At 39.0% G+C, this 13,379-nt stretch carries 15 protein-coding genes; all 15 read right to left on the bottom strand.

Annotated features, from left to right (window positions below; genetic code table 11):
- Positions 1-7: 7 nt before the first annotated feature.
- The 15 genes from A6M13_RS01615 to A6M13_RS01545 all read right to left on the bottom strand — a co-directional run bounded on the left by A6M13_RS01615 (position 8) and on the right by A6M13_RS01545 (position 13,119).
- On the bottom strand, positions 8-229 hold the full coding sequence (locus A6M13_RS01615) for a phosphate-starvation-inducible protein PsiE (RefSeq protein ID WP_066542362.1): 222 nt from the start codon (positions 227-229) through the stop codon (positions 8-10).
- 131 nt (positions 230-360) lie between these two features.
- Complete coding sequence (locus A6M13_RS01610; RefSeq protein ID WP_066542361.1) at positions 361-891, bottom strand: hypothetical protein; 531 nt, start codon at positions 889-891, stop codon at positions 361-363.
- Positions 892-907: 16 nt separating this feature from the next.
- Positions 908-1,543, bottom strand: a complete 636-nt coding sequence (locus A6M13_RS01605) for an alpha/beta hydrolase (RefSeq protein ID WP_066542360.1) — start codon at positions 1,541-1,543, stop codon at positions 908-910.
- A gap of 98 nt (positions 1,544-1,641) precedes the next feature.
- Complete coding sequence (locus A6M13_RS01600) at positions 1,642-2,205, bottom strand: hypothetical protein (protein WP_066542359.1); 564 nt, start codon at positions 2,203-2,205, stop codon at positions 1,642-1,644.
- A gap of 131 nt (positions 2,206-2,336) precedes the next feature.
- Positions 2,337-3,029, bottom strand: a complete 693-nt coding sequence (locus A6M13_RS01595) for an O-linked GlcNAc transferase (protein WP_245669189.1) — start codon at positions 3,027-3,029, stop codon at positions 2,337-2,339.
- Between the two features lie 19 nt (positions 3,030-3,048).
- Positions 3,049-3,261 (bottom strand): hypothetical protein, encoded by a 213-nt coding sequence (locus tag A6M13_RS01590; RefSeq protein WP_066542357.1) that lies wholly within the window; start codon positions 3,259-3,261, stop codon positions 3,049-3,051.
- Between the two features lie 557 nt (positions 3,262-3,818).
- Positions 3,819-5,279: a cardiolipin synthase gene (cls, locus tag A6M13_RS01585; protein ID WP_066542356.1), complete on the bottom strand. Its 1,461-nt coding sequence runs from the start codon at positions 5,277-5,279 to the stop codon at positions 3,819-3,821.
- 235 nt (positions 5,280-5,514) lie between these two features.
- Positions 5,515-6,285, bottom strand: a complete 771-nt coding sequence (locus A6M13_RS01580; RefSeq protein WP_066542355.1) for an ABC transporter ATP-binding protein — start codon at positions 6,283-6,285, stop codon at positions 5,515-5,517.
- Position 6,286: 1 nt separating this feature from the next.
- A complete protein-coding gene (locus A6M13_RS01575; protein WP_066542354.1) occupies positions 6,287-7,255 on the bottom strand; it encodes a FecCD family ABC transporter permease in 969 nt (322 codons plus the stop codon).
- 3 nt (positions 7,256-7,258) lie between these two features.
- Entirely contained in the window at positions 7,259-8,152 is an 894-nt protein-coding gene (isdE, locus tag A6M13_RS01570; protein ID WP_066542353.1) for a heme ABC transporter substrate-binding protein IsdE, read from the bottom strand.
- A gap of 437 nt (positions 8,153-8,589) precedes the next feature.
- Positions 8,590-9,006 (bottom strand): Fur family transcriptional regulator, encoded by a 417-nt coding sequence (locus A6M13_RS01565; RefSeq protein ID WP_066542352.1) that lies wholly within the window; start codon positions 9,004-9,006, stop codon positions 8,590-8,592.
- Positions 9,003-9,863 carry a metal ABC transporter permease gene (locus A6M13_RS01560; protein ID WP_066542351.1) on the bottom strand — a complete coding sequence of 287 codons (861 nt, stop codon included), beginning with the start codon at positions 9,861-9,863 and terminating at the stop codon, positions 9,003-9,005. The genes A6M13_RS01565 and A6M13_RS01560 overlap by 4 nt, the downstream gene beginning before the upstream one ends.
- A 9-nt stretch (positions 9,864-9,872) precedes the next feature.
- The gene (locus tag A6M13_RS01555; RefSeq protein ID WP_066542350.1) at positions 9,873-10,619 is read right to left on the bottom strand and encodes a metal ABC transporter ATP-binding protein; all 747 of its coding nucleotides are present in this window, start codon (positions 10,617-10,619) and stop codon (positions 9,873-9,875) included.
- Between the two features lie 276 nt (positions 10,620-10,895).
- The gene (locus A6M13_RS01550; protein ID WP_066542349.1) at positions 10,896-11,780 is read right to left on the bottom strand and encodes a deoxyribonuclease IV; all 885 of its coding nucleotides are present in this window, start codon (positions 11,778-11,780) and stop codon (positions 10,896-10,898) included.
- 13 nt (positions 11,781-11,793) lie between these two features.
- Positions 11,794-13,119, bottom strand: coding sequence for a DEAD/DEAH box helicase (locus A6M13_RS01545; protein ID WP_066542348.1), 1,326 nt, complete (start codon positions 13,117-13,119; stop codon positions 11,794-11,796).
- Between the last annotated feature and the right edge of the window lie 260 nt (positions 13,120-13,379).

Raw genomic sequence — 13,379 nt, 5'->3', positions numbered from 1 at the left:
TATACAATTACAGTTTCATAATTAATGCACGAACTGTATCTTTTAACTCTTCATCATAAGAAGATAAATCAACTAAGTTGTTTAAACGTTCTTGTAAAATGTGGCGCTCTACAACTAATTGCTCATCTAATACGTGCACAAGTAACTCGATTACTAAACGGTCACGAATTGCTAACCCCTCTTCAACGCGTGATTCAGTAATTTTACCCATGTTAATTTTCTTTGCCATGAAATAACCCTCCTTGTATGTATGCACTTTCATTTTAGCATAATCATTGAACTTTTGTGTAACATAATTTTAGGTTTCAGCAAGTTTTGTCGCAAGCGTGATTTCTCGCTACAAAATCGCGTCAATTCCTGCTATTTTAATGCAATTTCCCAAAAACCATTGTCACCAAGTGCGTCACCGGACGACGTTGTATGTGGCTGTGTATACGGTACAGGAATTTGCATCATTGCCTGCTCTGCGTCTTCATATACAGCAGCTGGAATAAGAAAGCTTACAACAAAACTTTTGTCTTGCTCAGAAAGAATTTCCACAGACTGGTTACTCCCTTCGCCAACTAAGCGTGCTGTTTCATTTACAAACTGCTTGTCGCCAATTTGCAGGAAAACATCAGGTGTATAATACACCGCTGTGTTGCCTGTATTGGTCACATGTAACGCCGCTTCAACGATATAGCTTCCTGCTGCGATATTGAGTGCTTGTTGTTCGTCTGTCGGCTCGTTTATACGCTGCACCTCATAATGGTCCATCGTCACAACGACTTGCTCCATTGTATGTTCATATGCATCATTTGCTGTATACACGCTTTGTAATGCTTGCTCTGCTTCACCACAGCCTGCTAACAATAAACTACTTAATACCGTAACCCCTAGCCATCTTTTCATACAACTCGCCCCTTTACTAATTCAGTAATTGTGCTTTTAAAAACTCCGCTAAATCCGCGACATTTTGTGGATTTACACCGTGTCCATCTTCATACGCTTTAAATGTCACAGTCGCACCACGTTCTTCTAATACTTCACGTGATTTTTCTGCCCATTCAAACGGCACGACATAATCGTATGTACCGTGTGACATAAATACTTTTGTACGTGCTGCGTCTGTTTTTGCATATTCATCAATAACAAACTTCGGTAAAAAGCCACTTAATGCGATAACGCCTGCAAGTACGCTACCCATTGTTACTGCTAATGTTTGTGCAATCACTGCGCCTTGGTTGAAGCCCATAATGTAAATACGCTCTAAATCTAAATCATATTCTTGAATCGCTTCAAAAATAAAGTTTTGCGTGTGCATGACAACTTGGTCAAAAATTTGGCGTACTGGCTCGCCTTCTTGCTCGACATAAAATGCATAGCCTGGTCTTGCTTCAATCGGTCCACGTAAGCTAAAAATATGGCATGCGCCATCAATGGCTGTCGTTAACTGGAATAAATCATCCTCGTTACTGCCCATGCCGTGTAATAAAAAGATTGCTGGTTGTTTTTCGTTCGCATATGTTGGTGCGATATGTTTAAAATCGTATGGTGATTTCATAAAGTTCTTTCCCTTCTACAACAGATTACTGCTATTTTAGCATATTTATACGCATAAAAACGTATCACCTCTGTTTTCAAGAGCTGATACGCGCGATTTTAAGCGAAATTCATATTGTTGACGATATTGCTGACATGATATTCAATTGTCCCGTCCATCACACGAATTGTTTCTGCTACATCAACCTCTAATAACACGGGTGAATTTGCAAATTTACGAATAAACTGTGTGGTAAAATCGGTACGTAATGAGTGCGCTAATGATTCAAATGCATATTCATAACAAATCGACTCACGCGTAAATTCAGGATTTTTATATTGCGGATGAAACTGCTCCGTATACGCTTGTTGCTTCTCGTCTAAATCTTGACGAATCATCATTTGTTGCGTTAACATTTCCTGCTCAAACGATTCAACTGCTAAAACTTCTTTGCCTGTAAACATGCTCTCCACAAGTACTTGCCAGCTTTTTTTATTTTCAAAGAAATACACAATATTTAACATTAACGCATCGTAAAATTGCGTTGTTGATGTCGTTGCTTGTTCTTTGGCAGCAAGGTTTTGTTGAATTACTTGTTCAAATTGCTCGACATTTACTTGTGCCGTTAATTGAAACAATGTTGCTTCAATCATTTTATTAACTACTTGTTGTGCACTTGACATGTTGACACTTCCTTCTTTATTCATTCACTTGCCTATCATATCACGGGGACGTTCGTTCAGAAAATAAAAAAGTGGTAGAAGAAACATTATCGTTTCTTCTACCACTTTTTATTGTCCGTTCTTTTGTTGTTTTACGCAAAAATGTACTCACGTGTTGTCTCAACTGTGTTTAGTAAAGCACTACGCAGCGATGTCTGGTCTTCACGGCATACTTGTTGTGCCGTATCCAGTGCGATTAAAGCATTCTCTAAAAAGGCTTCTTGTTGTAAGTCTTTATAAAGTTGTAATAGCACTAGTGAATGGTTCCAGTGCCAACGTGCATTATGCGCGTCTAGTGCAATAGCAGATTCGATATATGCTAACGATTCAAATGGCGTCCAACCGAAGCGACTCATCGTCTGCCCGGCAATGCCCCAATACACAGCATTAGACGGCTCATGTTTGACCGCTTGCATAAAGCAATGCGCACTTTCATTGTAATGATGCGCATTTAAAAACAGCATACCTTGTGTAAAGAAAGAGGCTGCTTTTTCTTCTGCTGTCCCTTCGCTTGCAGCTTTTTCGAGTGCTGCAATTTGTTGTTGAAACTGTTGTTCGTCGTGAAGCTCTTTTAAACGTGCATATTCATCCATTTGCGGATATGTTTCGTCTGCGCGTTCAACTGTATGATGACCTTTTGTATATGTAGGCAAAAGGTGGATATCATAATCCTCAAGTAATTGTTTGTATTTTTCGCTATGCGCTGTCTCTGGCTGTGTTAAAATTTCGGCATAGCAAGCACGAAATTGGCCATTAAAAAAATATTGTTCTACTTGATTCATCATCTATCCATCCTTTTACATGTTAAAGTTGTTGATAAAATGTTAAATTGAAATCGATATCAAAGGATTCAAAGCCTGTATCGATTGGTGCATATGCGTACTCACGTTCATCTGTCGGCCAATGTAGTGTCGCTAATAACTCTTCGCAACAAGCATCATTATTGCCAACGCGTTGCAAGCACTCAATATAGCTTGCGGCTAATTGTTCAAATGAATATTTACTCGCGGTCATCATAACAGCTCGCCCCCTTAAGTAAAATCAACAAAACTTTTTATTATTGTAACATGACTTTTTAAGAAAGTGTATCGCTTTTAAATTTTCTATTTATTTCAGTTGACAAAAAATTCTGACTACTGTATACTTCAAAGTGTAGAGATGAAAATCTCTCAGTTGGGTTAAACGTAATCGAACGACCAGCTCTTTCACGTATAAACACTCGTTCATTTGTGCATCGGAGGATTTACAACTTCATATAGTTTACACTGGTAATGCAGTTTGTTACCGCATTCAAACTCACAAAATTCATATTACTTTTAATATGATAAAGAATGACGAGACTTTGCTTTATATGTTGAACGTGCTATGAAGAACGATTATCTTTCATCCAAACATTTAGCCGTTTCACAAAAAATAAGTTCAAGCACTACCCTAAGCAACAAACAAATGTACAAACAAGCAACACCAAATGCAAGTTTTTGAAAGTAGGAAAAAAATGATTCAACTACAATCCGAACCGATGCACTAAAAAGCTGCTACTCACGCAAATAGATGAGCTAGCAGCTTTTTATATGCTATAAAATTGGTGAAATTAATCGCGCAATTGATTCTTGGAAACGTTTCTTTAGTGAGCGGTTTTCATAATCCGCTAATGTTAACGCACGACTATGCCCTAAATCACGCTCATAAATTTTACGCATTTCGTATGCTTTCTCGCCACTTAAGAAAAAGGCATTTACCTCAAAATTTAACGAAAAACTACGCACATCAAAATTTGTTGTGCCACATGTTGCGACCTCATCATCAATGACAACTGTTTTCGCGTGAATAAAGCCTTTCTCGTATAAATCGACTTTCGCACCAGCGCGTAAAAGATCGTCCATATAACTCATTGTTGCCCAATATACAATTTTATGATCTGGTACTGCCGGAATCATAATACGAACATCGACACCTGTTAAACTAGCAATACGAATTGCCTCCATTACCGCATCATCTGGTACAAAATAAGGCGTCTGTATGTAGACGTACTTCTTCGCCGATAAAATCATTTTAATGTAACTATTTTTAATGCTATCCCAGTCGCTATCTGGCCCGCTTGAAACGATTTGTACAGCGGTTGTACCGCGACGTGGAATCGCAGGATAATACGCTTCATCGTAGGCTACGCGCGCATGTTTTGCCGCCATATTCCAATCAATTAAAAAACGTGTCTGTAGCTCATGTGTGGCACTGCCTTCAATACGGCTATGTGTGTCGCGCCAATAGCCATATGTCGGGTCAATACCTAAATATTCGTTGCCGACATTAAAACCGCCTACATAGCTGATGGTACCATCAATAATGACGATTTTACGGTGATTGCGGAAATTTAAGCGCGGATTAAATAGCGGTAATACGGACGGGAAAAATACTTCGGTAAAGCCGCCCGCTTCTCGCAATGCTCGCAAATGACGTTTAAATAATTTATTTGAACCAATGGCGTCATATAAAAAGCGCACTTCGACACCTTGCTTTGCTTTCTTCTCTAGTGCACGTAATATTTGTTGCCCTAAATCATCATGTCGGAAAATATAATATTGCATATGTATATGATGCTTTGCTTGTTCAATATCGCGCAGTAATTGTGCAAACTTTTCATGTCCGTCAGTGTAAAGTGTCACATCATTATCTTGTGTTAATACCGCTTCATCATGCGTTAAATGCATATAGATTAAATCTCTATGTTTAGCTGCCGCCACATCATGAAAATCATATGTATTATCCTTTAACGCTGCTACTTGATACGTCATTAATTGATTTAACCCCATATATTTATCGCCACTAAAACGATATAAATGTTTTTTGCGTAAACGACGCCCTAATAATAAATAGCCAATAAAACCAATAAACGGCGCAAAAATTAACACAAACATCCATGCCCATGCTGAACTTGGGTGCTTCCGTTCAATGAACACAACCGCTAGGACAAAAAACATATTCGATATGAGTAAAATAAGCCCTGGTAAATCGAGTGATTGAATCAGCTGTCCCATCTATGTCACTCCTTCTTCTCCAAAATACAGTCCTTTTCTAGTGTACCTTACATGGCGACTAAAAATCGCGCTTTTACCACCGTTGTCGTTCAAAACAACACAGGTTGAGACAACACTGCGTGCTCGTGGTACTATGTGGCGTAGCATCAAAAGCACAAAAATATCCTTCAGCAGTTGTCGTTGCTGAAGGATAATTCTTTTTGTCTCAATCTCATTTTTCGGCTATTGTCCTACACTATATACTTAATGGAATCATATAACGTCCGATTTCGGCATCTTCGGTAAATGCCACACGCACATCATATACTTGTTGCATCATATCCGTTGTGATTACGTCTTTCGGATGTCCCTGTGCAACCATTTTCCCGTCTTTCATTAAAATAATATCATCGCTATATTGCATCGCTTGGTTAATATCATGTAATACCATCACAATCGTTAACCCGTAGTCTGCATTTAATTGTTTCACCAGCTCTAACAATTCAATTTGATAATAAATATCTAAATAGGTTGTCGGCTCATCTAAACATAAAATTTCAGAACGTTGTGCTAACGCCATCGCAATCCATACACGCTGGCGCTCACCACCGGATAATGCCGACACGTCATTGGCGCGCTTATGTAATAAATTGGTGCATGTAAGTGCCCATGTTACCGCTTCGTTATCCTCTGTATCGTTACGCTTCATAAACGTTTGATGCGGTAAACGACCGTAGCTGACTAACTGCTCTACTGTAATTTGCGGTGGAATGTCATTTTGTTGGTACACAATCGCAAGCTTTTTCGCAAATTCTTTTGGCTTATAATCAATCACATCTTTTTGTTCTAATTGAACAGTACCTGTTACCGGCTTATTATTGCGTGACACTAAACTTAACAGCGTTGACTTGCCACAGCCATTGGGGCCAATAATCGTTGTAATTTTTCCTGTTTGAACCGATGCACTAACACCATCTAGCTGATTACGTGTGCCATCGTGTGAGAAAACTACGTTGTGAATGTGCATATTAGTTTTTCTCCCTTCTCAATAAGAAAATTAAAAATGGTCCGCCGATAATCGCCATAATTGTTGACGCAGGAATTTCCTGTGGTGCTAATAATGTACGACCTAATGTATCAGCCATTAAAATGAGTAAGCCCCCTGCTAGTGCAGAAAACGGAATTAATACTTTATGGTCATGTCCGACTAAGCGACGGGCAATATGCGGAATTAATAATCCAACAAATGAAATAACGCCAACTGTCGCAGTAGCTACTCCCGCAAGTAATACGGCAACCGCTGCAATAATCACACGCGCGCGCGTAACGTTAAAGCCTAAGCTTTTTGCTGTTTTATCTTGTAAAATAAGTAAATTACACCATTTTGCTAATAGTGTCGCTACGATTAAACCGATAACGCCATAAAAGACGATAATTTCAACTTCATTCCATGTACGCATGGATAAATTAGATGATACCGTACCATCTACCATGACACCCATATAGCCACAGATGGTAACAAATGCTTCACGTAAGCCGGTAAACATTGCAGCAATCGCAATACCGACTAAAATAATTTTTAATGGGTTTAAGCCCGATTTAAACGATAACGAAAAGACTAAGAAGCAAGCAATAGCTCCCCCAATAAACGAGAATAATGGTCCATACATAAAGTAAGCTGGGAACATCGTTAATAAAAACGTCGTTACAAATGCAGAACCTGCTGAAATACCAATAACCCCTGCATCCGCTAATGGGTTACGCATAATCGCTTGTAACAGTACACCCGCAACCGATAACGCAGCACCGGCAAAAATCGCCACAATAATACGTGGGAAACGTAAATCGCGAATGACTTGCATTGTTTCATCATTTGGGTCAAATACAGTCTTGATGAACGACAATGTATCGACTTGAATACTGCCCGTCATTGTTGCATAAATCGTCATCGCGATCAGTGCAATAATGACCACAACAAAGCTTATTATTTTTTTCATCTTTTATTCCTCTTCATAGAAAATATTCACTAAATGTGCAATCGCTTCTGCGACATCTAAATTCGCGGTTGTGGCAAAGAGCGGTTCTTCTAAATCATAAACACGGTCATTTTTTACCGCATTAAAATGCTTCCAAATATCATTAGTTTGGAATTCTTCATCAAACATCGCAATGACTTCATCAGGCATCCCGTGTGCTAAACGTAAAATAATATCAGGGTTTGCCTCATGTAAATATTCTGTATTCGAGGCTAAATACTCTTGATTGAAATCCCCCATCACATTTTCGCCACCCGCAAGCTCAGTAATGTTCCCGATATAAGATTGGTCTGTTGCCACTAAATAAGAACCTGGCACACCAAGTAAAATCAATATTTTTGGTTTTACAGCGTCTGCTGGTACTGTTGCCACAGCCGCATCAATTTCTGCTTGTAGTGCATCTGTGACCTTTTTCGCTTGTGTTAAACGGTCATATTTATCGCCTAACATTAAAATATCACGCTTCATCGCTTCAATGCTTTGTAAGTTCATAAATGTCGCTGGTGCGTTAATCGCTTTGAATGGTCCTTCTAAATCATTTTGAAGCGTTGTCACCGATATAACATCTGTCGGCTTCATCGCAGCAAGTGTTTCCATATCAGGGTTCATTGCATTGCCAATCGTCGGTAAGCTTTCATAACGCGCTGGTAATGGCACAGACGTTTCCGGCACTGCAATGACATTGTCCATCTCTAATAAATCCAAAATATTCGCTACGACCGATGTCGCCGCAACAACACGTTGTTCTCCTGTTTGTGCTGCAGGAACGTCTTGTTCATCGACAACTACTTCACTTGAGCAGGCTGCTAACGCGAATATCATTACACTGAGTACACAAAATATGTACCACTTCTTCATACATAAACGCCTCCATTAAATAATGTAACTTCGCATGTCTTAATCGTTACGCGCTACTCTTATTGATATGCCAACATGAAACGAAACAGCTATAAATTTGGAAATGTGCCGAATTCAAGTATGCCATTTATTTTCATAAAAAAAATAAATAGGACATCACTATTTTGTCGATGGCTAGCGCTGGTACAAGCAGTATGTTCAGTCTATGATGTGTTGCTATTTTTTCTAGCTTTGTACCGCTACGATATTGCGACATTGGTGTCATTTTCACTAAACGATTATCATTCTCAATTGATAACAAAAGAAAAGAGATTAGCGCACTAATCACTCATTGAGAATTACTATCATTTATATCCTGCCACTTATCATAACGATGAATATAAACAGTGTCAAGACACAAAAAACAAACGAGATGCACCCTTTTGGATGCATCTCGTTTAAGAAGCTTTGCAAGTTGGACATTTGCCGTAAATTTCAAATTTATGTTTTTCAATCACGTATCCTGGTAATTTCGTTTCGACTACATCCATTGGACATAAATGCACCTCTGTAATATGACCACAGTCCATGCAAATAAAATGGTGATGGTGATGGTCGGATTCACATTGCATGCGGAAATTACGCTCGCCTGACAGCTCGGTTTCTTCTAAAATATCCAGTTCAACAAATGTCGCCAAGTTACGGTAAATAGTGTCAAAACTCATACCTGGATAATCTGGCTTTAATACGTTTAGTAAATCGCGAGCCGTTAAATACTTTGGTGTTTCTGCAAACATGTTTAATAACATTTCACGTTTATCTGTTTTTTTATACCCATTCTCTTTTAAAATTTCCCTTGCACGGTCTACGTTCATACAGTTGAATCTCCCTTCGCGGCAAATGCAAGCATCATGCGTTTTCCAATAATGACAAGTAATAAAATAATGATCGATGTCACAACAATTGTGCCACCTGGTGCTAAATCTAAATAAAAGGCTGCCACTAAACCGACAATGACCGATAATTCACCAAATACAATCGAATAAATAATCGCTTGCTTAAAGCCTTTTGCAACACGCATCGCTGCGGCAACTGGCAATGTCATTAATGACGACACTAATAAAATACCGACAATTCGCATTGATGCGGCAATAACAAGTGCGACAACGACCATAAACGTTAAGTGCACCCATTTCGCTGGTAAGCCACTTGCTTTGGCAAACTCTTCATCAAACGATAATAAAAATAATTCTTTAAACATAAAGAATAAAAAGACAATCACAACAAGTGCAATGCCAATGACAACATATAAATCTTGACGTGATACCGCTGATACCGAGCCAAATAAATAACTCATTAAATCTTGGTTAAAGCCTTGTGCCATCGAAATAAGAATGGCACTAATCCCAATACCACCCGACATAATAATCGGTATAGCTAACTCTTCATAGTGCTTATATAAACTGCGTAAGCGCTCGATTAAAATCGACCCCGATACCGATGCCACAATCCCTAAATAAATCGGATTAAGCAGTGCGAACGCTGGTACAGTTTGGCTTAAATACAAACTCCCAGCAATCCCTGCAAGTGTGACGTGCGACAGTGCATCTGCAATGAGCGATAAACGACGCACAACGATAAACACGCCGAGTAATGGTGCAATAACGCCGATAATTAAACCGGAGAAGAACGCATTTTGTAAAAACTCATAGTTAAAAATAGCTGAAATCATAACGTCCTCCTAATGCACTTTTCGCACTGCATGTCCGTACCATGCACTTAATTTTTCTTCTGGTAACGTATCAAATTCACGGCGATATCCGTGGAAGTGAATCGTTTGGTTTAAACACGCGACATGTGATATACGATTTGACACTGTATTGACATCGTGTGTCACAAGCACCATCGTAATGCCTTGCTCCTCGTTTAGCTTCACTAATAAATCATAAAAGGCTTGTACATTTTCATGGTCAATCCCAACTGTCGGCTCATCTAAAATGAGTAGCTTCGGCTCGCTAATCAGCGCACGTGCAATAAAAACACGTTGCTGCTGTCCACCCGATAAAGCGCCGATATTACGGTCAATAAAGCGCTCCATGCCAACAAGCTTCAATGCTTCTTCAGCGCGTTGATTTGCATCGCGTGGCAAACGCTTAAACAATCCAGTCTTTTTCGCTAGACCGCTGCGCACTACTTCACGCACCGTTGCTGGGAAGCCTGAGTTAAACGCATTCGACTTTTGCGATACATAGCCAATCCATTCACGTTGTTTAAATTTATCGGCATTCTCACCAAATAACTCGACAGACCCGCCCATTGGTTTTAATAACCCTAAAATTAATTTTAATAATGTTGATTTCCCTGAACCATTTGGACCAAGTAATGCTAAAAAATCACCTTGGCATACTTGCAGTGAAATATCATTTAATACATTCGTATATTCATATTGAAATGATACGTTACGAATATCAATTTGTACGTCTGACACGTCTTCATCTCTTCTTTCTAATTCAAAATCATTACGATTTAACAACTTCTTACTATACCGAAACTGTTACGATTTGTAAAGATAGATGCTTTTTCTCATAATAATCAGACAGCTTATGTAAATATCAACAAACTTAAAACAGCATGAAATGAACGTGAGACAAAAAGAAATACCCTTCAGCAACGGCTGAAGGATATTTTTCTGTATTCATCGTACACGTTCATCTTAAAAAGGAGCTTCGTCCAATATTCACTTCAGTTCCCTTGCGAATTTCGTTTAACGCATTGCGTCAATCAGCTCAGGTTTAAATGTTTTTGTACGTAGCATCTCAATTTCATATGCATACGGTGCTTTTTTATTTTTCGCATCTGGACCAACAAATGGCGTTTCTAAAATTTTCGGCACGTGCATCAACTTTTCATGATGCACAATATGGCATAATGCATCAAAGCCAATTTCACCAAAGCCAATATTTTCGTGACGGTCTTTCCCCGCACCACGCACATTTTTTGAATCATTAATGTGTAGCACTTTTAAACGGTCTAAGCCGATTAAACGGTCAAACTCCTCTAATACACCATCAAAGTCGTTCACGATATCATACCCCGCATCATGCACGTGACATGTATCAAAACATACCGATAAACGGTGATTATGTGTCACACCATCAAAAATACGCGCTAGTTCTTCAAAGTTACGACCAATTTCAGTGCCTTTACCCGCCATTGTTTCCAGTGCAATTTGTACTGGGAACTCCTGCGTTAACACTTCATTTAACCCTTCAATAATCCGGTCAATGCCGGTATCTACACCTGCGCCAACGTGAGCACCTGGGTGTAACACAATTTGTGTTACATCTAGTGCTGCTGTGCGCTCAATTTCTTGTTGTAAGAAGCTGACACCTAACTCGAATACTTCTGGTTTTGTTGTGTTTGCTAAATTAATAATATATGGTGCGTGCACAACGACGTTTGACATCCCGTTTTCCTGCATATGCACAAGCCCTGCTGGAATATTTAAATCACTAATCGGTTTGCGACGCGTATTTTGCGGTGCACCTGTATAAATCATAAATGTATTTGCGCCGTAAGAGGCTGCTTCTTGGCTAGCCGATAACAACATGCCCTTACCGCTCATTGAAACGTGTGAACCAATTAACATTCTGTCTTACCCCTTACTTTTTCTTGTTTGTTTTTGCTGTACTACGGTTTTTAATACGACGCTCACGCTTTTTAATTTTATCCATTTCCCAACGCATATTACGTTTGTAGCCTGGTTTTACTTTTTTCGGCTTGCGGACCATTGATTTTGCTTTTGCATCGATTTCGTCTTCTTTACGCTCGCCTTTACGGTTTGCACGGGCATGACGGTCTTTTAAGTCAATCCATTCACCGTTCTTTAAGTCTTTTTGTTCAAATGGAATACCCATTTTTTCAACACGTACTAATGCATCTTCATCAGATGGCTCGAATAATGTAATGGCAACACCTTTGTTACCAGCACGCGCTGTACGACCTACACGGTGAATGAAAAATTCTAAATCAGATGGAATTTCGTAGTTAATAACGTGTGAAATCCCTTGAATATCAATACCACGTGCAGCTAAATCTGTTGCCACGATGTATTGGTATTCTAAATCACGTACTTGTTTCATCATACGTGTACGTTCACGTGGTGCTAAGTCCCCGTGAATTTGTCCAACGCGAATGCCTTGCTCTGCTAAAAAGCCTGCAACCGCTTCTGCATTTTTACGTGTGTTACAGAAAATAACCGCTAAGTATGGATTGATCGACTCAATCACTTCCATTAGACGTTTATTTTTTGATTTTGAACGTACTGGTAATAAGTAGAAGTCGATATTTTCAGCTACTGGACGTTTATCGTTCATATGGATGTGTGCTGGTGAATCCATATATTTTTTTAAGAATGGTTGTAATTTCTCAGGGATCGTTGCTGAGAACACGAACATTTCTAACTTTTCTGGCATGTGGCTTGCGAAACCGTCGATATCTTCAATGAAGCCCATGTCGAATGCTAAATCCGCTTCATCGACTACTAAAATCGGTGCTGTATGAACAGATAACGCACCTTCTTTTACTAAGTCTTTAATACGACCTGGTGTACCTACGACGATTTGTGGTTGTGTTTTTAATTTATCGATTGAACGCTGTTTATCTGTACCACCAATAAATAGTTTCGCTGAAATATCTGAATGTGCGATTAATTGTTGTAATGCATCGAAAATTTGTTGTGCAAGCTCACGTGTTGGTGATGTAATCACGGCTTGTACTTCTTGTTTTTCCTCTACAATACGTTGCACGATTGGTAATAAGAAACTATGTGTTTTCCCTGTACCTGTATGCGCTTGACCGATTGCACTTTTTCCTTTTAATACTAACGGAATTATTTCCTTTTGAATCGGTGTTGGTTCTGTAAATCCTAACTCTGCAATAGCCTCTTGTAAAAACGGCTTAAATTGATAATCTGTATATTTACTCATAACTTTTTTCCGTACCTCCTGACAAATTCTTATTGTATGACGTTTCCTTACAATAAGACGAACATCACACAATCTTATCCTGTTCAAGTGTCATAAGTCAATGAAGTTGTCATACTTCTAGAAATTTTTCCTCAAAAACAAACGTTGTTGACGCACAATAGACAAAAAACATCGGCAGTTACCCAATCCATTTGTTAATGCCCTCTTTCGGTAGCTTTGTAAACAACTTTTTCAATTGGTAAAAAGAACACAGGAGAAAG

This window comes from Caryophanon tenue, assembly GCF_001700315.1.
Classification (GTDB): Bacteria; Bacillota; Bacilli; order Bacillales_A; family Planococcaceae; genus Caryophanon; species Caryophanon tenue.
This window is presented reverse-complemented; position numbering and strand designations above follow the sequence as displayed.